This is a genomic window from Lacinutrix sp. MEBiC02595 (assembly GCF_053601555.1).
Genome location: NZ_JBSHNU010000217.1, coordinates 428,279 through 451,372, shown reverse-complemented (window position 1 = coordinate 451,372; position 23,094 = coordinate 428,279). Strand labels below are relative to the sequence as shown.

Sequence of the window (23,094 nt, the reverse complement as noted above, 5' to 3'; positions counted from 1 at the left end):
GGATATATTAACTGCTCAATATTTTAAAAACTAACTCTTTAGTTAGTTTTTCATTTCCCGATTTCCTGCGAAGGCAGGAATCTAATAAAAGAATATTGTTAATTGCGTAGAATAAAAGATGCTTTGACAGCAAAAACCATCCAGGTATTTTTTTTATAATCCTGCAAGGTTTTAAAAACCTTGCAGGATATATTAACTGCTCAATATTTTAAAAACTAACTCTTTAGTTAGTTTTTCATTTCCCGATTTCCTGCGAAGGCAGGAATCTTATAAAAAAACTTTGATTTTGTAGCATAGAAGATCCTTTGCCAGCAAAAACCATCCAGGTATTTTTTTTATAATCCTGCAAGGTTTTAAAAACCTGGTAGGATATATTAATTGCTTAATATTTCAAAAACCAATTCTTTCGTGAGCTTTTCATTTCCAGCTTTCTTTCTTAAATCATCAAAAGTAAATATAAAATCACAACCAGATTTGTAAGCAGAACATCCATAAGCCGTTTTTCCTTTTATGACGGTTCCTTGTTTACATTTCGGACAAGTCAATGTATCTGGAATGGTAGCTTTAGCAGCTTTTTTTGGTTCTAATACCAATTGGAAACTTTCATTAAAGCGCAGTAAACCTTCCACAGTTCCACTAGCTGTTTTAAATCCTTTTAAGTTTACTGTAGATCCTTTTTGAAATAATCGAATATATTGTTTTTCGGAAATGGTTTTACCTTCAAATTTAAACGGGATTACAAAGTCGCAAGTTTTCTTGAATTCGGAACAACCATAAGCCGATTTTCCTTTAATAATACTACCATTTTTGCATTTGGGACATTTCTCAGAAGTTAATCCTGATGCCTTTTTAACCGTTTTTTTCTTCGCTACAGTTCCAGCAGGTTTATTATTAACGGAAGATATATTGGCTATCTTCGTTTCACTTCGAACTTCGTATACCAAACGATCTACCATTTGTTTCATTTGTTTAATAAAACTTCCAGCACTAAAGGTTCCTTTTTCAATATCTTTTAACTGTTTTTCCCATTTCCCGGTAAGTTCGGCAGATTTCAGCATTTCATTTTGAATGGTATCAATCAGCTGAATTCCTGTAATTGTAGGAATCACTTGTTTTTTATTTCGCTTTATATATTTCCTTCTAAATAACGTTTCAATAATATTCGCACGTGTAGAAGGACGACCAATACCATTCTCTTTCATAATCTCACGTAACTCATCGTCATCTACTTGTTTTCCTGCGGTTTCCATAGCGCGTAGGAGGGAAGCTTCCGTATATTGGTTTGGTGGTTTGGTTTGTTTTTCTAAAAAAGAAGGCTCATGCGGCCCTTTTTCACCTTTCACAAAAGTAGGTAGCATTCCTGTTTCTTTAGAAGTAGCATTAGGTGTTTCAAAAACAATGCGCCACCCTTTTTCTAGAATTTCTTTTCCTGTAGTTTTAAACTTTACTTTTTCCGCTTTACCAACAACAATAGTATTAGATACTTTACAATCTGGATAAAACACAGCAATAAAACGACGGACAATAATATCATACACTTGTTGCTGATTGTATTGCAAGTTCATTTGCTGTCCGGTAGGAATAATAGCGTGGTGATCGGTAACTTTACTATCGTCAAAAACCTTTTTTGTTTTCTTTAATTTCTTAACATGAAGCGGTTCTGTTAACGCTGCATATTTTGTTAGATGTTTTAAGATACCTGGTACTTTAGGGTACACATCATTTGGTAAAAAGGTAGTATCTACTCTTGGATAAGTCACTACTTTTTGTTCGTATAATTTCTGAACAATCTTTAACGTTTCGTCTGCACTAAATCCGAATTTCGTATTACAATATACTTGTAAACCGGTTAAATCAAATAGTTTTGGTGCATATTCATTTCCAGCTTTTTTAGTCGTGGAAACAATTTCAAAATCATGTTCCTTAACAATAGATGCTAGTTTTTCTCCGTCTTCCATTTTAAGAAAACGTCCTTCTTCATAACTAAACAAAGTATCGCGATACATGGTTTGCAATTCCCAGTAGGGTTGTGGTTTAAAGTTTTCAATTTCTTTAAAGCGATTCACCAACATAGCAAGCGTAGGTGTTTGCACTCTCCCAACAGAAAGTACTTGCTTGTAACCACCATGTTTTACGGTGTACAAACGTGTTGCATTCATGCCTAAAAGCCAATCCCCAATCGCACGAGAAAATCCTGCGTAGTATAAATTATCGTAATCTTCGGATGGTTTTAAGTTGTTAAAACCCTCTTTTATCGCCTCGGTGGTTAAAGAGGAAATCCATAGTCTTTCAACTTTACCTTTATAACCTGCCTGATTTAAAACCCAACGTTGTATAAGTTCTCCTTCTTGTCCTGCATCCCCACAGTTTATTACAACATCTGCTTTATCAAATAAACTCTTTACAATTTTAAACTGCTTTTTTATACCAGCATCTTTAGAAACCTTCGTTTCAAAACGCTCTGGAAGCATGGGTAGATTGTTTAAATCCCAACTTTTCCAATACGGTTTGTAATCTTTTGGTTCTTTTAATGTACAAAGGTGTCCAAATGTATACGTTACTGCATAGCCATTGCCTTCATAGTAACCATCACGCTTCGTATTTGCTCCTAAAACAGAAGCAATTTCTCTAGCAACACTGGGTTTTTCGGCAATACAGACTTTCATTTAGATATTATTAATTTTTTATTAAAGGACACATATTGTATTCCTTTAAACCGTTTATTAAACTATTATAATCAGGTATGAATGGTTCCTTTTAATAATTTTTAGAAGTTGCAAAATACATAAATTTAAATAGTATTTAAAGTGAAAAGACGTATCCGTTTTATGGAGTTATAAACAATATATTAGAAGGGATAAAATAGAATATATGGGATATTAACACTTTAATAATTTCATGGAATAATTATTTGTGGTTATATTTCGTTGCTACTGAATTTTGCAGTACTAATATCCTTTTTATGCAACACAAAGAAGCTATACTAGCTAGCCACCAACGTATTTTACCATATATACATCAAACTCCTGTATTGACTTCGGAAGGAATTAATGCTATTTGTGGCGCCAATTTATTTTTTAAATGTGAGAACTTTCAGAAAATGGGCGCTTTTAAAATGCGCGGAGCAACCAACGCTATTCTGCAGTTAACCGAAGCACAAAGAAGTAGCGGAGTAGTAACCCATTCTTCCGGAAACTTTGCACAAGCATTATCTTTAGCAGCAAAAAACTTAGGTGTTCCTGCCTATATTGTGATACCAGAAAACGCGCCTCAAGTAAAAAAGGATGCGGTTTTAAGTTATCAAGGGAAAATTACAACATGTGCCTCTACTTTAGAAGCTAGGGAAAGCACTTCCGATAAAATAGCGAAAGAAACAGGAGCCACTTTTGTACATCCTTCCAATGATATGGATGTAATTCATGGTAATGCAACTGCTTGTTTAGAATTACTTCAAGCATATCCAGATTTAGAAATGGTACTTGCACCTGTTGGAGGTGGTGGGCTACTCGCAGGAACAGCGTTGGCAACCCATTATTTTAGTAAAAACTGTTTGGCAATTGGTGGAGAACCAACGGAAGCGAATGATGCTTTTAGATCGCTTAAAAGCGGAAAAATAGAAGTAAATATAACCACAAATACGATTGCAGATGGCTTAAGAACCCATTTGGGAGCCATAAATTTTCCTATTTTACAGAAACATGTACATAAAATTATTTGCGTCGAGGAGCAAGCTATTTTAGAAGCCATGCAGCTCATTTATCAACGACTTAAAATAGTAGTAGAACCGTCTAGTGCTGTGGCTTTGGCAGTCGTTTTAAAGAATAAGAATGTTTTCAGAAATAAAACGATAGGGATACTACTTTCTGGTGGAAATGTAGATTTACAAAAATTACCCTTTTAAAAAAAAATGCATATACATGTATAAAAGTAAGCCGTAATTTTTGCTTACAAGTAAGGAAATCAATATCTTTGGGACTTATTAATGAGTAAAAACATATTTTAGGTAAATTAATGGCAAAATCACAACAGACATTTAACAAAAGCGAGAAGGAAAAAAAACGTTTAAAGAAACGTGAGGATAAACGTAAGAAGATGGAAGCTCGTAAATCGGACAGAGAAGAAAATGGAACAGAAGGAATTCAGTTTGCATACGTAGATCACAACGGTAATTTAACAGATACGCCTCCAGATCCTGCTTTAAAAGTTAAAGTAAAAGCTGCCAATATTGAAGTAAGTATTCCTAAAACTTTAGAAGGAGATAAAGAAGCATTCGATCCAGTTAGATCTGGTAACGTTTCGTTTTTTGATACCTCAAAAGGTTTCGGATTTATTATTGATTCTGAAAACAACGAAAAATACTTTTGCCATGTAAGTGGTTTAATAGACCAAATTACAGAAGGTAATAGAGTTTCTTTTGAACTTGAAAAAGGACAACGTGGTATGAATGCAGTAAAAGTTAAAATACTTAAATAATCTATATTGCGACAATATTAAAAAAGCCTCTTATGCATTAAGAGGCTTTTTTAGTTTATATAACAATCGATGTATTTCTAATTGGAGTTGGCAAAGGAGCGGAGCAGAGCATATTTTCTCATGAACCGAAACGATTATTTTAGGCCTTTGTAATTCCGGTAGTAAATTCGAATATTTCTAAATCAAAATACGGAACAGCTGCTAAGCTGTGGTCAAAGATATCAGAAATGATATATTCATAATTTGCCCAGCGTTTATCACTACTAAAAGCATAAATTTCCAGCGGTAAACCTTGAGCTGTTGGTGCTAATTGCCTTGTCATAATAGTCATGTCTTTATTAATAGCAGAATGGTTTTCAATATAGGACTGTATATATTTTCTAAAAACACCAAGATTGGTAAGGTTACGACCATTTATTAATACCGATTTATCTATATTATGTTCTGTATTATAGGTGTCAATCACATTTTTTCTGTCTTTCAGATAATCGGAAATAAGTGCAATTTTTTTAAGCTTTTCAACGCCTTCATCCGTTAAATAGTGCACACTTGTTGCTTTTAAAAGAATAGATCTTTTAATTCGTCTACCACCAGAATCACTCATTCCTCGCCAGTTTTTGAACGAATCGGAAATAAGCGCATAGGTTGGAATGGTAGTAATGGTCATATCGAAATTCTGCACTTTTACGGTAGAAAGATTAATTTCTATAACATCACCATCTGCGCCATAGTTATCAAAGGAAATCCAATCACCAATACGAACCATATCATTAATGGATACTTGAATACTAGCTACAAAACCAAGAATAGTATCTTTAAAAACTAATATAATAATAGCAGAAGCGGCACCAATGGTGGTTACAAATTTCCAAAAAGAAATACCAGAAATAATGGCAAAAATGGAGAAAAGACCAACCATCCAGGCAAAAATCATAATTACTTGAATGTAGCTATCAATAGGTTTATCTTTAAAACGAGGAAGTGTTTTAAGATAATCTTTAATGGATTTTAAAACACTTCGCACAATCCAAAGTGTTAATATAATACCGAAGATTTGCAGCCCTTTTTCTATAATATTCTCTAGGAAAGGAAAATCGTCAAATACAACAGGAATGAACTCTAAAGCGATGATAAGCGGAATAATGTGCGCAATATTACGAGGTACTTTATTTTTAATAAGAATATTATCAAATTTTGATTTCGATTTTATTGCAAAAACATTAAAGGCATTAATCAGTATTTTTCTAATAAGAAAATCGATCACAAAAACCACAAGAAACAATGCGATTAATAAACCAAGCATATTAAGGTATTTGGCAGTGTTTTCCGATAAACCTAAATTAATGAGGTAATCGTATAATAGATGTTTGAATGATAAAAGATTTTTATAAGAATTCATATCCTGAAATTAGACTGCAAAAATACTTTATGTTTAACGACTATACGATAGATTAATTTTTTATTAACGTTTAAAATTAGAGTAGATAAAGTGCGAACTTTAAAAATCTATAGGAGATAGAATTCTAGGTTCCAAAAGGCGAGGAGTAGCTATTTACAGTAAATTAAAAACAACGATTCCATAGGCAAAAATACGTACGATTCTTAGCGAACCATAAAGGATTACTTTTTTAAAAGGAAATTTTATAATTCCGGCAGTCATACAAGAAACTGCGAATGGTACAGGTAATAATGCACCTATAATAATTAGAAATCCGCCCCATTTTTTAGAATTGGCAAGCTGTTTTTCCATTTTCACTTCTAAATACCTATGAAAAGTTGGGTTTTTAGTACACAGTTGCCCTAAGCCATACGCTAATAAACCACCAAAATAAGACAGAATGGATAAGATAGAAAGAAATAGCCATGGCGTTCCCATTTTTCCTGCCCAAGCAATAAACATTTCTGGAGGTATAATACCAAGTATCGTTTCGGAAATGAAAAAGAAACCTAATACGCCATAAACGGGTAATACTTGTGTGAGATGGACTAAGGAAGCATTAATATCTATAAAGTGATTGAGCGTAATAAGGATACCGATTAGCAGCATTAAAACGGGTATTGCTTTTTTTAGGACCTTTAGAATGAAACGATACAATCCGGAATATATGTTGTATTCATGTACTATTTGTAGACGCGTTTTATCCACTTTAGAAGGATTTCTTGTAGGTTTCATTAGGTTAAGGTTTAGGTATTATTGGGATTAACAAGATACAAATATTCTATATAAATCGGATTAAAAGCGTAATTAATCGATTAAAAAACCGTTTTTTTAACATTAAAAGTATGGTTTAAAAGGAATTTCTTACGGTTTATTAATGTTTTGCTAGTTTATTTGTAATTAAGGATTTGTCATAATGTGGTATGAAATAGTAAAGATTAAATACTGAATATAGATTAAATATCTATGTTTTTAATACCAATGAAATCTATAGAGTAGTTCTTAAAAAGTCCATTTTACATACTATTAAAAATATAGATTAAGTATCTATGTTTTTAATACGAATTGGAACTAGATAGTGGTTCTTATAAATTCTATTTTACATAATATTAATTATAGTACAAATTGCATTTCATATAATTGGTAAGCTATAATTAAATATTATGTAAAATATCCCAGAAAGTCTTGTTTTCATAAGAAACGTTTGTAGTCGGGTCTTTAAACATTCGTTACAAGTCTATTTAAGCTTTTCCATAACTTTCATATTCTGTACAATTGCTCAACATTTTTTAAATAAACGAATTACGAGGATGTTCTAAACTACTAAGTTGTCCTATAATTAGTCGTTATGTAAAATTGCCTCTGCCAATGCGCTCGATTGCTTTTTTAAAATAATTATGCTATCGCATTAATTTTTTAAAACACAATTTCCAACCGCATTGCCAGCGCCAAAAAAAAGCTAGTTTTTAGATGTTATCATAATTCTCGTAATTGGGTATTTATAGGTAATATTTTTTTCTACGCGATTCTCGTAAGCTTGCCATAAGAGCTTAAATTTTATGAAGGATAAAATTCTAAGCACTTATTCTATTCTTGTTACTATTTAAACTTTTTTGATTGTAACTATTAATATTATGTAAAATAGAAATTAAGCATTCGAACTTTTTAAGTTTTGATTAATTCTTTTTTTCTTGATAAAAAAAGAAACAAAAAAATCATGACTGCATAAACTTTTGGAAACAATTACGGCTCGTTACGCTATATTTTAGGAAACATTGTAACGTATTTAGATTACTCTGAAATCCCTTGCTTACTTAAAACTCTTAAGAAACAGTATTACTAGACCCCTAAAATATTACGCTCCTCTCTCCTATTGTTTTACCAAAATTTTCTGAGGTCGTTTTTAACACCGAATCATATTATCTGATTATATAGTCACCAGTAACTTCTTCATATGCTTCTATTAAAGAGGTAAATGATTTCATTTTATTTAAAAAAGGTGTCTTTAAAAATCCTAATTCCTTATTTGAGTCTAATTCTATTACCATATCAAATGCTTCAACATAATTGGCTGTCTTAATTTTTTTATTACGAAAAACCTGCTTTACATCATTTAACCAATTTTCCCTATTGTTAGCAATTTGTCCAAAATATCTTTTTTTAATTTTGAATATTTCGTCCCAAGATGTAATTTCCTCACTTTTATCACTAAAATCAACAGCTACATCATTCTTGTCTAGCTCATCTGATTTATTGATTTTTACGATGATTCTTTTAAATATTTTTGTTTCTACTTCTACTTTAATTCCAATCTCCTTATGTTTCTTATTTAATGGAAAGAAAACTTTTTTGTTCTTTTTTAGGATGTCTTTTTCTCCCTTATTATCGGAATTACAAATAGTACATAAAGGGATTAAATTATTAAAATTAACTACAGAAAACGGATAATGCTTTAATGGTAAATAATGATCAAATGGAGAATGGCCATCATCATAAATTGTTTTGATCTGTCCGAAACCACAACAAGGACAAAACTTGAACTTATTAAAAGTAATTAAATCATTATAATATTCTTTTTTTGAACCATATTTAGCTGATATATCCACCCATTTTAGGAAATTAGAATAAAGTTCTTTAAAAAAAGGTAATATCACTTTTAATAAATCTTTATTTAGAGTATTAATAGGTATTCTAGTAGTTGGGTTAGAGCATAAAGCTTCTATATTGTTATTTATTTGAAATGCATTTTGAAAAGCATCTTTTTCTGCAACACTCAAAGTTTTTGATATTTTATATATCTCATTCAATGATTCTTTAAACCATATTAAACGAGTATTGTCATATAAAATTTTTAATTCATCATTCAATTTAGTTCTACACCTTTGGTTATCAGCTTTACACCAAACTTCTATGACTAAATACTCAATCAACTTATGAGCGTCAAATATTGAATTCTTTATTGGTTTATATGCTTTTAACAAAATGTTACTTTTTCTTTAATTCGTTTAATTGTGCGAATAATAAAACTTTTTCCATAGAATCTCCTAAATGGATAGTCTTATTTTTATAGTCTATTACTTCCTCTTCAGTTAGGCTTTCTAAGCCATTAATTTCTTCTTCAATATCTTCTATTTCACCTCTAGATAAGTCTCCAATTGTGTTGTTTTTTTTGAAAATATTTTCCATTATAATATCAATTGAAGTTCCATAAGTTCTAAAATTGATATCTCTTGCATTTTTAGGTTGTTCCCCTTTTTCAAATACAATTACTTTATCGGGATAACAATCAGATATTATAAAAGGAGAATGAGAAGTAATTAAAATGTCTCGCATTAAATTATTACTACTACTAGCTTCTAAACACACTTTCAAAGTACTAATAAATTTAGACCTCCAATCTGGATTAAAGTGAGTTTCAGGTTCATCTAAAAGTAATAATGCACTTTTTCCTTTAAGCATTAAACAAATTCCTAAAGAATGTAGAAACTGTTGTTCTCCATCGGATAGGTTTTTAAGTAGTAAAGGTTTTTCTACACCTTCTTTTTTTATATAGAAATTTTCAAAATAAAAAACTTTATCTTTTGGAGCTGGTTTTGGAATTTTCCAATCTGTATAAACACCTTCCGATTGATAGACTTCGTTTTTTGTCTCAGTACTTACAACCAAGTAATTAAGTGTATATAAAACTTGAAATGTTTGGAATAAATCAGAAATATCTTTAAAGTTCTTTTTATTTCTAAAGGCTTCTTTTGTTGCTTTATTAATGTAAAAATCTAATGTTAAGCTCGTATTACCTTCATAAAAAGTAGTTGAACAACGTTTTAAAGCATCTATTTTTGATTGGTACTGATCTAATATTTTATATTCTTTATTATCTTTTTCAATATGGAGAGTATTTAATGTCATTCTAAAACTAACAATTTCTTGAATACCCAAATCACCTTCCCGTAATGGTTTTAAAACTTCATTGTTTTGAAATATATAATTGACTAGCAGAACAGCCTGACTCATTTCATAGTCAATATACACCAAGTTATTTTCAGGAGAATAATATTTTATATCAGGGAATGTATCATAATACTCATCATAATTAAGTAAACGAGATTTTAAAAACGGAATACTCAACACTTCATTTTCTCCAGATGAATATCCAATAATTAAATCAGGTAAATAGGGCTTTAATGTTTTAATATTGTATACGGGTTTTCCTTTGCTATCTATGGATAAAGAAGATATAATGATTTCATCTGTATGAATATTTTTTCCTTCAAAATGTAGTTTTTTGCCTTTTTCTTTGGTAATTTCCACTTTTACCATGTTTTCTAAAGCATAGTTACTTTTCTCTATACCTGTGATAGCTTTTCCTAAACCTTTCTGACCAGTCCTTAAAGTTTCTTCTACAAAGTCTGTTTTATCATTTGGTACGATATAGTATTCCAATTCAAAAGCATCTGGCGATGACTTAGTTTCATTAAACTGTTCTAAAAAGTTTTGAGGTTGTTTAGTATTAGCACAATTTTCTAAATGATAAAAAATATTAGCAAGAGCTTCCAAAACATTTGATTTACCACTTCCATTTAAACCAGCAAAGCAAAACGGATGAAATGATTCCCAACTTGCGTTTTCACTTTCATAAAAGGGTTCTCTAAAATTTAATTCAAAATTCTTTTGCACTTTATTCCTAAGACTATTAAAAGGAGAGTTTATTTTGAGACGTAATAATTTCATAAACTCTTTTTTAATTTTATATTTCCTCTTTCTAAATATTGTTCGATACTTCCATCTTCTATTAAGAGTAACAGTTTTTCTAAAGCAAGATTATAGTTTGCGAAATTTGAAAAGTTTTCTTTCTTTTTGTCTTTTTTTAACAGATTTAGTAGGTATTCTATTCGTTTTCCTTTTTTTAAATCATTTACTGTTAAATTTTGTAAAATATCTTCAAATATAATTTCTTCATCTACTTCTAAATCCAAATCAAAAGCATTTTGCAGAGTAGTTTGAAATAAGGTCTCTAATAAATCTAACGATTCTCTATATTTTTGTTTTTGAATTTGAACTTTTTCAAAAACACCTACAAATTTGTTTTGCAAACTTAATTTAGGAAATAAAATTTCAATCTTCTTAATTTTTGAAGCACTTAAGTTTTTCTGGCGCACTCCTGTCCTTTGCTTTAAATAATAATCTCTACTTAAATGTATAGAATAATAAATGAATTCTGTCCTGCATAAATTTTTGTCTAATTTTGAAAAAACTATATTCTGATTACAAGAAGCTTTTTCTATAGTGATTCCGAGTTTTAAAGATGCAGTATCTACCATTCCAACTAATAAACTTCCTTTTTCAATATACTTGGCGCTTGAATTTTTAATTGCTTCTTTGGTGATTTTTTCTTTACTAGATTTTAAAAAAATAGAATTTAATTCTCCTGAGGTAAACCATGGAATATTACCTTGAAAGTATTTTTTTTCTTTTCTCGTTGGAGTTCCTCCACTACCCCATTCTCCAAAAAATGATAATGGTTTTTTTCCTATTTTCTTAGTGTCAAGTACTGTGTCTCCAAATATTTCAAAAAAAACAGAACGAATATACTCATCAAGTAAATCAATAGTTTTCGTTCTAATATTAATGAGTTCTTGAATTTTAGTTAACTGAGCAACTATAATAGATTGCTCAGAAATTGAAGGTAAATTAATCTCTACATTTAAGTATTTATCAATTTTAAGGTTATATAAACCAGTAGTTTGATTTTGATACTTCTTAACTATATTTATTTGGTATAAATATTTAAATTGATATAATAAAAATTCTGGTATTACTATATCTTGTTTAGGCCTTAAGACCGATAAGAAATTACTACATAAATAAGTTTTATTCTTTTCTGCTTCAAAAATAACAACTCTTCCAACTGGTGTTTTAGGTCCTCCACCAGATTTTTCAATAATTAAATCTTTATTTTCTAATTGTTTACTTTCAATTTTATTAACATCTGCAACCCAAACTTCTCCATTCTCTATCTTTTTCTTTTTAAGAATTGCTCTTTGGGTTATGTTGGAGTAATCGAGTTGTCCTGTAGATAAGAAATTTGCAGTCCTAATTAAATTAACAACACCATCTCTTAAAGGATTTTCTGACTCTTCCTTTCCCCATTCTCCTGTAATAGGTTTATAAACTAAATCTTTAAGTTTTACTATACTCATTAGCCTAATTCTTTTATTCCAGAGTTAATAGCTTTCTCTAATAATTTTATTTCTTTTAAAATATCTGAGGATGGTTTAAATTTTTGTTTTTCATAAATAAACTCTTTATAAAGATTAAAATTGAGCTCATAACCATTTTCCTCTATTTCCTTATAAGGAATTTTAAAATAGTCTAATTTCCTGTTATCCTGAGGTTTACTATCTTTTTCTTCCCATTTTTTTAAAACAACAGGCAATGGTTTTTCCTTTAATTCTTTTCTATTATTATCCAAAGAATAACCATCTGATTCCATCCCATAAAACCAAATATCTATATTTTGAGGTTTAGTAAAACCATTTCTGAATTTTCTTTTCTCAAATATTAAAATAGAAGTTTTGACCGCTGTATATGGAAGAAAAATACCGCTTGGTAAAGAAATTACACCTTCTAAGTTACAATCTGTCATTAAAATTTGTCTGGTGGTTTTATGAGCTCCTCCAGAATTGAACAATACACCTTCAGGCACAATAACACAAGCTTTCCCTCCTTCTTCCAGCATATAAACCATACGCTCTAAAAATAATAGTTCTGACTGTACTGTACGTTTTATTCGTTTGCCATCTTTATTTGTCTTAGGAGGATAAACTCTATCTAAATTAATAGAAACAGTTTCACTATTAATTTTACCTGTAAATGGTGGATTTGCTAATATATATTTAAATTGTCCTTGAAGTTTTTTATTTTGAATTGATTTTTCACTTTCAACATCAAGTTTCAATTTAAGTTTATCTGCAACTAATTTTTCATAACCTAAAGAAAGTGTATCACAGTCTTCAATATTAGGATGTGTGATTCCATGCATCATAAGGTTCATCATACCTATTCGCACCATAGTTTGGTCAATATCAAAACCGTAAAAAGTAGTTGTTTTTAGCTTTTCAAGCTTACCCTTATTTTCTTTTTCATCAAAAAGTTTTCCGTCGGTTCCTATCGGTAACCCGTCAATAGGATCGATACTGATTTTTTTTGAGTATTTAGTTAGAATATGCTGATAAGCACCAACTAAAAAGCCTGCTGAACCACTTGCTAAATCACATATTTTACCATCAACATCTGGATCCAAAATGGATGCCATTAACTGTATTATATGTCTTGGTGTTCTAAACTGACCATTTTTACCAGCCTCACTTGTTTGCTTTAATAAATATTCATATAAATCACCTTGTATATCTTGAAAATGCTGATTGTTTTCCTCTATTTCATTATCTATTTCTAAATATATTTCATCAATATACTTAATTGCATCCTTTGCTAATGAAGCAGGTTTATCTGTAAGTGTAAATCTTGCTTGTTTCATAGCTGTTGCAAAAGGCTCGTCTTCTTCAGCTAAACTATTTTGTATATAATCAAACACTTTATTTAGTTTTGTAACAAGAGCTTGACCAGAAAGATGATGATATTTACTCCATTTGTATTCATCTAAAAGACCTTCTTTAAAAATCTCTAAACGTTTCATAAAAAGAAGATATGATATATTTTCAATAGCAGTAATTGGATTAGATAATCCTCCTGACCAGAGTCTATCCCAAAGTGCTTGAACTTTACTTTTTATAATTGGATTTTGCATTTTTATAAATAAATTTTTGACTTCGAAATTTACAATATTAAAACTGCTCCATGAAATTGTTAATTAGGAAATTTTGAATATTAATTCATTTAAATCCATTCCACACACATTCCACTACTCTCCTATCGTCGTTTCGTGAAAAGAGTGTTCCATTAACATCGTAGAGAAACATTTTAGAAGAAAAAAATAAGAAAAAGCAGTAATTTAACTTCGCTTTTGCCAAAGCAAAGTTACATAACGCAGCACATTATAGTACAAATGTTGTCATTGGTATTTTAAGTCAGTAGTACATTTGATAGCTATAATGCTATTATGTAAAATATCCCAGAGACATTGTATTTCATTACAATAATAATTACTTGGGTCATTAAACTAGAAACGGTGTGCTGCGCACCATTTTATTTATTTGTATCTATAATTAGTCGTTATGTCAAATTGCCGCATGCCAATGCGCTCGATTGCTTTTTAAAAATTTAAATGCCTTATATGGCATTTATTTTTAAACACAATTTCCAACCGCTTTGCCAGCGCCAAAAAAAAGCTAGCTTTTAGATGTTATCATAATTCTCGTAATTGGGTATTTATAGGTAATATTTTTTTCTACGCGATTCTCGTGGATTGCCATAAGAGCTTAAATTTTATGAAATCGACTTTTTAGGAGATTCACGAACACATTTGAAGTTTCTGCAAATAATTAAATATGTGAGTAAGAATAAAATTCTAAGCACTTATTCTATTCTCGTTACTATTTGAACTTTCTTGATTGTAACTATTAATATTATGTAAAATAGAAATTAAGCAATTGTACTTCTTAAGTTTTATTAATTCTTTTTTTCTTGATAAAAAAAGAAACAAAAATTCAAGACTTCATAAACTTTTGGAAACAATTACGGTTCGTTACGCTATATTTTAGGAAACATTGTAACTAGTTTACATTGCTTTGAAATCCCTTGTAAAATTGAAACTCTTAAGAAGCTGTATTACTAGACCCCTAAAATATCACGCTCCACTCTCCTATTGTTTTACCAAAATTTTCTGAGGTCGTTTTGCCAACGCTCCATCAAGGTTTCCTGAAATTAGTTTAGTATATTAGACTAGAGAATCAATAAGACCTATATAGTTTATGACAACCCCTCCAAAACTTAATTCAACTTTTTTTTGTATTGCACATAGAGAAGAAAATCTATTAACTGCTGTCGTTTCATCTCACATAAATGTTTCAGGCGAGTATTCTCTAGTATTCGGGTTTTCTGAAGTGACGAATGCAAAAGATGATAAAGGGTTAAATTTTAATGATGAAAATCAAATTTCTAGAATTAATGCTACTACATTAAATATTGACTTAAATAATACTTTAAAAAGAATTAATGGATGCGAATATTTAATACTCATTGGGTTAAGCGCAAACCAACAATCATATTTATCTTTTTTGGGAGATTATAATGTTATTGAAATTAACTCTTTAGAGGATATTAACATTTTTATACAACCAATTAGTGATAAAAAAACTATATCCTGTAGAGCAAAGCAAGTTTGTGAAGGATTACAATTAGCTTCAGCTCAAGGAAAAGCTCTTACCATTAATGAAAATGCAGAGATTATTGAGTTAGAAAAAAGAAACAGTGGTGGATTAATTGTAACTGAAAATGATAATTCAGTTTCAATTATTGTTGCAACAAACTATGCTATTTCAATTGATGTAGATATCGAATTTATAGAACCTTTTGAATTCCATGAAAAGAAATTTCTGGTACTAATTGAATCATGGAGAGAGCAAGTGAAAAATGGAATAGAAGAAAAATCCTTAATTGAATTACATACTCTCATTTATGATAAAATAAATCATATTAGTTTTATTAATCACGATTTTGTAACATTTTTCACAATTGGAGCACCATATTCATTAATCATCGAAAATATAATTCCTTGCACATATGTAGGTTTAAAACTCAAACCAGATTTTTTCATATTCAATAACATTTATTTTCAAGATAATTTTAATATTGAATCAGCAATTGTTTTTTCTCCAAGGTTTTTTTCAATTGAAGAAACAGATTTTGTTATAAATAAACTTAAAGAGAATTATTATCATGTTAGCGGATTAATTAAAGAAGAGGCTACTTCACATAACTTAGATTATTTTGTAAAGGAGTTGCCCTTTAATATTTTACATCTTTGTAGCCATGGTAATCAATCAGAAGGTTCACTCATAGAGGAAAGATTTGTCGATCAATTTGGTAACGAACATATATTTGAATACTTCTTAACATTAAGTATAGCACCAGATCCAGGCAAAAAATCTAAAAGTGGTGAGCCTCTTATTAAAGTTTCTAAAAAAATATTTCCAAGAAAACTAAATGGGTTTTCTTTTAGAACTAAAGAGTTCAAGGAACAAAATTATCCATCATCAATTTTCCCAAAAATGATTAAGGCTGTGCCAGTTAGGGCAAATGAAATTAGCTCAAAATGGGTTACTCTTGAAAACTCACATGAAATTGCTTGTTATAAATTTAGTCATTTAGGAATGTTTAGTCATTTAGCGGCTGGACATTCTCCATTAATTTTTAATAATACATGTTGGTCAGCTTATGATATCAAGAATCATTTTATAGGTGTAAGAGCTAGATCTTATATAGGGACACTATGGAATATTGATAATTCTATAGCCTATAAAACTGCAGAATCATTTTATAATTCGCTTTTTGATAAAACAATATTAGAAGTTCTACAAGAATCTCTTGTTCATTCAAAAAAAACTGAAGATCGAAATATTTATGTTTTTTATGGCCTTCACTTTACAAAACTAGAAAAAGGAACTTCTATAGAAAAAAGTAAAAAAAATATAACTATTCGCTTACTTAAATCTTTAAGTACTTGGAAAAGTAATTTTGATCAAACAAATGACCCAAATATTAAAGAAAATATTCAAGATTTAATGAAATGGAATAGAAATACAATTGTTAAAAACTATTTTAAAGAACTTATAACTATTATTGGAAAAGAAAAAATTAATGAGTTTTTTAGAAAATGATATTGGATTTAAAAATTAAAAATACGAAAAACGGATTTTCTGTATTAAAAAAAACTATAATTTAGGTATAATAAACTCAATGAACAAGGTAGAATTAATAAGACAGATTAGATTTGGTTTCGAACAATTGAAAAGCGATAATGGAACTTCAGATTTTGAACACATATGCAGATTCTTTGCAAGAAGTAGAATTGTTCAAAATGTAATTCCAGCAACAGGACCAGTTCAGTCTGGTGGAGATCAAGGTAGAGATTTCGAAACTTTTCATTCTTATTTATCAGAAAAAAATATTAATAGTTCATATTCTTTAGCTTATTCAAAATCTCCAATTGTATTTGCATGCTCTCTTGAAAAAAATCCCTTAAAGAAAAATGGTAAAGTTGACAAGGATGTACAAACAATAATGACCCCAAGTATTAATATTGAACGCATTTATTTCTTTAGCGGTATTGATATTCCAGTTGGACAACGACATAAAAAAGAGAAAGAGATTAAGGATAATCACAATGTTGATTTAGAAATAATTGACGCACAAGCTCTATCAGAGCATTTATCTGATGCAGACTTATTTTGGGTTGCTAATCAGTATTTAAAAATATCTAATGACTTTTTTCCAAGAATAACAGAAAAAAATTGGTATGAAAATATATATGAGGAATATACAGAAAGAAATGTAAACATAACTTTTGAAGAATTTTCAGATATAAAATCAGCCATTAGGCATATTTATAAAGATGATGTTTTAAAAGTTGATTTAAATTTTTGGCTAAATAAACTTGATCTTTTTATAACCGAGTCTTGTCCAAGAACTTTAAAAAGGAAGGCTATTTACGAGAAGTTCGTAACAAAATTGATGGGGCAAAATGATATTAATAATTTAGAAGATATTGTTAGAGATTATTTTAGTGATATAAATGATTACAATGACCCTGCTTCTTTGGAAGATGCTCAAGTTTTACTTTCTTTTATTAAAAGTTCTAAATTAATTATCGGAAATGAATTTAGTAATGACGAAATCGTTAAATATAGTAATGTATTAAATAATTTATTGGAAAGTGGGTTTATAAATACGACCAGTAAAAATAAAAAATGTTCTATAATTGAGATTCAAGCAAATATTATTTTACATGATTTCTTAAATGATTTTGATGTTGCAATTCAAAAATATATAAAAAAATTAGAAGATATTTTCCTATTCTTGGAAGAAGCTCCATTTTACCCTCTAGAAAGACTTTCTGATAGAATATTAAACTCAATAAAGCTTAGTTTGGAGCTGGATAAGGAAACTAGTCAGCTAGAAAAGTTCTCTGAAAAAATTGATGTTTTATTGGCTAATAGATATGGTGCATATAAAGCAGGTGAAAACATTAGAGATAGAGTTCAAGAATATCTTAATGCAAATAAAACTATTATTTCGATAACTCTTTTACATAAACTTAAAATAAAATGGTTTTCAAATGAAACTTTAAGAGGTTCAATCCTAACTTCTTTATTATTGTCTGACTGTTATTCAAAATTAGACATGGAATATGCAAGTAAGTATTATAGCATGATAGCAGCAAATATGTGTATAGTGTATAAAGAATCTGCAGATGTTTTTGATTTACTTCCTAATGCATTAAAAAGAACAGCAAATTCATGCTATCACACTGGTTCTTGGGTTAATTATTTAGATTTAATCGATATTACAATAAATTCATACCACTTAATAGAAAAAGATTTCGATATATATAAAGATGAAGAAACTTCAACACTAATATATTATCCTTCATTAATTAAACTTTTTTCAAATGAATTTAATCTCTCAATTGAAAATTATTTAGATTTCAAACTGAAGAAGTTGGGTTATATATATAATGAAATTATTGAGCTCTCAGAAAAAATTAAAATTGAAGGAAAAGATAATTTTAAAAAAAGTAACATAACCGCTATGCTATCTGAACAAATTATAGGTTTGCCTTTCAATGATTTAGGAGAATCTAGAAAAATTATATTTGAAGCATTCGGTATCAAATGGAATATTGAATTTCAAAATGATTATATAACAAACTCGATGGCAGAACAATTTGTTGCTATGCTACAAATATTTCTAGTCGAACTAATAGAAGAAGAATTATTTATTATAAAGTCTGATGTTACAGTAAGGTTTAGAAAATCTAAAAATAGTCAACCTTTATTCACTGAAAAACCATCCAATGAACAAATTATATGGGAAGCAGAAATTCCGTTTTATGAAGGAACAGATTTGAAAATAATTGATGAATTTCAATATTTTTATTCTGCATTAATAGGTGCGATTTTACGACAAGTAAGTTTATTGCCCAATAAAGGTTTTAAAAAGATTATAGAAGATAAATTTGGTGATGGTTTATATAACAAAGTTACTTTTGGAAATACATATAACTATCTCTATCGAGAATTTATAAATGAAAAAGATTTTAATGAATCTAAAAGATCTAATTTCAGTAATGATAATATAGCTATAGAATATAGTCTTCCAGAAAATCTAAAAGTTCCATGGAGAACTAGTCTATCTAAAACATATTCAGAGAAAGAGAACTTAACGTATATAAGAAAAAGACTAGCTTTTACTGCACCTTTAGAAATAACTTTAAAAAAATTAAAAAATAATAATGATTTTATGATACTCATTAATGAGTTTAGAGAAAATTGGTCAGATTGGCATATTTATTTAGCGATAGTGAACCTCGTAATAAATTATAAACTTCAAAAGATTGGTTTAACACCTGATAATCTAGATAATGCACAAGAATTCCAAAAAAAATATTTTGAATATTCAAAGAAAAAAGAAAGTGAATGGATGATTGAATTACCAATGAATATTTTCTCAAAAGATAACATTGAAAATTATATGTTAAGAACTGGTATTATTAGTGTTCTTCCTTCTTATGGTCTTCAAAATTTTTCATCCACACCTAATTTAAAGGCTATTAAAGATTTATTAATCAAACGCTTTAAATTTTTAGAAGACGGAAAAGAACTTACTATTTTTTAAGTTATTATTCCATTCCACACACATTCCACTACTCTCCTATCGTCGCTCCGTGAAAAGAGTGTTACATTAAAATTGTAGAGATACATTTTAGAATATTTTTTTTCAGAAACAATTGAAATACTTTCGCTTTTAACCAAAGCTCAAGTTGCATAACGCGGACCATTATAGTACAAATTACATGTTATAGAATTTGATAGCTATAATTCAATATTATGTAAAATATCCCACAAAGTCTTTGTTTTCATAAGTAGCATTTGTAGTCGGGTCTTTAAACATTCGTTACAAGTACAATTAAGCCTTTGTCATAACTTTCATATTCTGTATAATCCCATACATGTTTTTTTAAATACACGATTCTCAAGAAACTTCACGTTTACAGATTTGTAGCTATAATTAGTCGTTATGTAAAATTGCCTCTTGCCAAAAACGCTCGATTGCTTTTTAAAAATAATTATGCTACGCAGTAATTTTTCTAAACACAATTTTCCAACGCTTGCAGCCGCACAAAAGCTAATTTTTAGATTTCTTCATAATTTGTAAATCCAATGTAATTCTCGTTGTATTTTTTTCTAATAACATATAAATATTTAATAAAGCGAATTTTCATAAAGTTCTCTTAAAAAACATGAGGTGTTTAAGTCTTGAAATAACACTTTATCGCTTCATAAATTTCTGAACCTGTTTTTCGTTACCTGATTGAATTTCAATAAAATACATGCCACTCGACAAACCTTCAACATCTAATTCAAACTCTAAACTTGGAACACTTAGAGCCTTCGTTTTTAATGGTCTCCCATGTAGATCATAAATAACTATGGCATCAAAACCTGCTTTACTTTGTATGTTCAGATGATGAGATACAGGATTTGGAAAAATCTTAAAACCTTTAGCATTAAACGTTTCTACAGATAAGGCACTAACAATTTCAGTTGTTGCTGTATTGGTTATAATGGCAGGGTTAAAATCGAAATAGATATCGGCCGTGTTGTAAAAAACATCACCTAAAACCACATTGGCTTTTGGTTTTATTCTATAAGCAATATAGCCATGAGAGTTGGGTTCATCAGTCGTGCTATCTGCTAGATTGATATTATCGAATACAAAGGCTACGTTATTTCCGTCTGTAATTTCTACGCGACCGTTATGACTTAAGCTCTCTAATTGCATGGTATCCCAATCTAATTTGTTTTCTAATATATTTTCAACGCGCACATTGATAGCACTTGCGTTTCCTGTATTTTGAAATCTTATCAAGTAATGTAAGTATTTATCTGCCTGTTCTATGGTAATTTCTTCTCCTTCTAAAACCGTGATATCATTTGGATCGTAAGAACCAATAACCCTTTGGCTTAAGGTGAATGTATTATCTGCTTCGTTATCATCTCCAGTTATGGGGTTGATAGTGACTGTAGATTGCAACACATTACCAATAGTTGTTGTGGGAGGAGGAAATACATTCATTTGTATCTCTATGGTTCTAGATTCAAATGGGTTTAAATTGGCATAATCGAAGGTTAACGTATTACTGGTTTGCGAGCTAGTTGTTTCACTAGCTGTTAAAAACTGTATTTTGGCTTCATTATATTCAAACGTTAAGGTTCCACTAGCTTGCGTGCTACCAAAATTGCGATACACTATTTGGTAATTTGTATTAAAACCAGGTCTAGGGTTGCCTGAAGTTGGTAGAACTGCAATGCTTAAATCATTATAGGTACCAACCGGTTCGATGCAAAAATTGGCTGTATCCGTATTATTAGAGCCCACAAAGGTTGAATTGTGTTCCTCGGGTGTCATGGTAAAATAACTTGGTAACGTGTTAGGTACCGTGGTTGTAAAATCGCCAGCATTGGTAAATAGTTGATAGCTTCCATCGCTTTGGGTAAATGTTTCAAAACGATTAGGTCCATTATTTGTTTTTACTCTATAATTCTGAACTGGAACATCCATGGCATCACAGCCATTAGCATCTACATCCAATAGAATGGTGCCCGAAATTTCATTGCTTAAATCGACCACATTTTCATAGATGCGTACGTGACCAGAACCCGAGCCATTAGTAGCATTATATCTTGCACCAATAGCAACCTTAGAGCCATCTGCACTTAAACTCAAAGACCATCCTGATCCATCATAAGGAGCCTCTCCGTCCATATTTTCTCCTACTTGTAGCCAGGTATCCCCTGAATATTTATATACACGCACTTGACCAGAATTAATACCATTATCGTCATTGCGAGTAGCTCCTATAGCAACTATACTACCATTAGAACTTAAACTCACGGAATACCCTAAATAATCACCTTGGGCTTCTCCGGCTATTCCGGAGCCCATTTGTGTCCATACGCCACCTACATTTTGATATACATATACTTTACCAGTCGTATCATTTTGTCCAAACGCACCAATAGCAATAATACTACCATCTGCACTTAAGCTTACGGAGTATCCAAAAGCTGAAGCCACTCCTTCTCCATTGATATTGGTACCTATTTGTGTCCAAACACCATCTACATTTTCATAGATACTTACGAATCCAGGGTCATCACCATCGGAGTTATTTAAAGGAGAGCTAAAAGCTACTATATTTCCATCGGCACTTAGGATTACATCGCTTCCAATATAATTATCTGCTCCAACGAGGTCTGCCCCTATTTGTTCCCAGGAATTCCCTACTTGTTGATAGACACGTATTAAACTAAAAAGAGTTGCGGGATTACTATTATACTTTTGGGGGGATTGTATGGCTACGATGTTTCCAGCATCATTTAAACTTACAGTAGCATTTTTAGACAGAATACTATCTATAACATCATCCCCAAGAATATCTGACCCTATCTGCGACCAATCGCCTCCAGAAAATTCATATATACGTGCATAAATAGGGTAATTCCTGTTCTTAGCAAGAATAGCTAGTTTATTACCAGCCGCATTAAAACTGACGGAAATTCCAAAATCATCATTATATTCTTCACCTACTATATCTGTACCTTTTTGTGTCCACATGCCTCCTATATCCTCATAAACACGTACAAGACCTTTACTTTCACCAAAAGGCGAACCTATAGCTACCAAGCTGGCATCGGCATTTAAACTTACGGAATACCCTGAAGATTCATTTACTTCTTCTCCATCTATATCTAAGCCTGTCTGTATCCATTGGCTATGAGCTAGAGTTATAAAACTGAACGTGATGAGAATAAAAAGTAATGATTTTTTCATAGGTAGGTTTTAAGTAATGATTGCTAAACTACTACTTTTTTGGGAAATTAAATGCACTAAAATAAAAAATGCGTGTTTACTCGCACCTCTCCTATTTGATAAATAGGTACTCG

Annotated in this window: 12 protein-coding genes; 4 read left to right on the top strand and 8 right to left on the bottom strand. The window is 30.2% G+C overall.

Annotated elements, in window-relative coordinates; genetic code table 11:
* Positions 1-374: 374 nt before the first annotated feature.
* The gene (locus ACVCZW_RS09795) at positions 375-2,666 is read right to left on the bottom strand and encodes a DNA topoisomerase 3 (protein WP_452232311.1); all 2,292 of its coding nucleotides are present in this window, start codon (positions 2,664-2,666) and stop codon (positions 375-377) included.
* Between the two features lie 296 nt (positions 2,667-2,962).
* Here ACVCZW_RS09795 and ACVCZW_RS09790 point away from each other — a divergent pair, with 296 nt between their 5' ends.
* Both ACVCZW_RS09790 and ACVCZW_RS09785 read left to right on the top strand, forming a co-directional pair.
* Positions 2,963-3,901, top strand: a complete 939-nt coding sequence (locus ACVCZW_RS09790) for a pyridoxal-phosphate dependent enzyme (protein ID WP_452232310.1) — start codon at positions 2,963-2,965, stop codon at positions 3,899-3,901.
* A 110-nt stretch (positions 3,902-4,011) separates the two neighbouring features.
* On the top strand, positions 4,012-4,473 hold the full coding sequence (locus tag ACVCZW_RS09785; RefSeq protein ID WP_452230027.1) for a cold-shock protein: 462 nt from the start codon (positions 4,012-4,014) through the stop codon (positions 4,471-4,473).
* Positions 4,474-4,612: 139 nt separating this feature from the next.
* On the opposite strand, the gene ACVCZW_RS09780 is transcribed toward ACVCZW_RS09785, so the two are convergent.
* The 6 genes from ACVCZW_RS09780 to ACVCZW_RS09755 form a co-directional block, all read right to left on the bottom strand.
* A complete protein-coding gene (locus ACVCZW_RS09780) occupies positions 4,613-5,872 on the bottom strand; it encodes a mechanosensitive ion channel family protein (protein WP_452230026.1) in 1,260 nt (419 codons plus the stop codon).
* A 153-nt stretch (positions 5,873-6,025) separates the two neighbouring features.
* Entirely contained in the window at positions 6,026-6,646 is a 621-nt protein-coding gene (locus tag ACVCZW_RS09775; RefSeq protein ID WP_452230025.1) for a YqaA family protein, read from the bottom strand.
* Between the two features lie 1,184 nt (positions 6,647-7,830).
* Positions 7,831-8,892, bottom strand: coding sequence for a hypothetical protein (locus ACVCZW_RS09770; protein ID WP_452232309.1), 1,062 nt, complete (start codon positions 8,890-8,892; stop codon positions 7,831-7,833).
* A gap of 4 nt (positions 8,893-8,896) precedes the next feature.
* Positions 8,897-10,639 (bottom strand): restriction system-associated AAA family ATPase, encoded by a 1,743-nt coding sequence (locus ACVCZW_RS09765; RefSeq protein ID WP_452232308.1) that lies wholly within the window; start codon positions 10,637-10,639, stop codon positions 8,897-8,899.
* Positions 10,636-12,108, bottom strand: a complete 1,473-nt coding sequence (locus ACVCZW_RS09760; RefSeq protein WP_452232307.1) for a restriction endonuclease subunit S — start codon at positions 12,106-12,108, stop codon at positions 10,636-10,638. Before ACVCZW_RS09760 ends, ACVCZW_RS09765 begins: the two co-directional genes overlap by 4 nt.
* Entirely contained in the window at positions 12,108-13,715 is a 1,608-nt protein-coding gene (locus ACVCZW_RS09755) for an N-6 DNA methylase (RefSeq protein ID WP_452232306.1), read from the bottom strand. The genes ACVCZW_RS09760 and ACVCZW_RS09755 overlap by 1 nt, the downstream gene beginning before the upstream one ends.
* A 1,123-nt stretch (positions 13,716-14,838) precedes the next feature.
* On the opposite strand from ACVCZW_RS09755, the gene ACVCZW_RS09750 reads away from it, so the two are divergent.
* The gene (locus ACVCZW_RS09750; protein WP_452232305.1) at positions 14,839-16,746 is read left to right on the top strand and encodes a hypothetical protein; all 1,908 of its coding nucleotides are present in this window, start codon (positions 14,839-14,841) and stop codon (positions 16,744-16,746) included.
* A 79-nt stretch (positions 16,747-16,825) separates the two neighbouring features.
* On the top strand, positions 16,826-19,762 hold the full coding sequence (locus tag ACVCZW_RS09745) for a hypothetical protein (RefSeq protein WP_452232304.1): 2,937 nt from the start codon (positions 16,826-16,828) through the stop codon (positions 19,760-19,762).
* A gap of 654 nt (positions 19,763-20,416) precedes the next feature.
* Here ACVCZW_RS09745 and ACVCZW_RS09740 read toward each other — a convergent pair.
* On the bottom strand, positions 20,417-22,981 hold the full coding sequence (locus tag ACVCZW_RS09740) for a DUF7619 domain-containing protein (RefSeq protein ID WP_452232303.1): 2,565 nt from the start codon (positions 22,979-22,981) through the stop codon (positions 20,417-20,419).
* Positions 22,982-23,094: the final 113 nt, after the last annotated feature.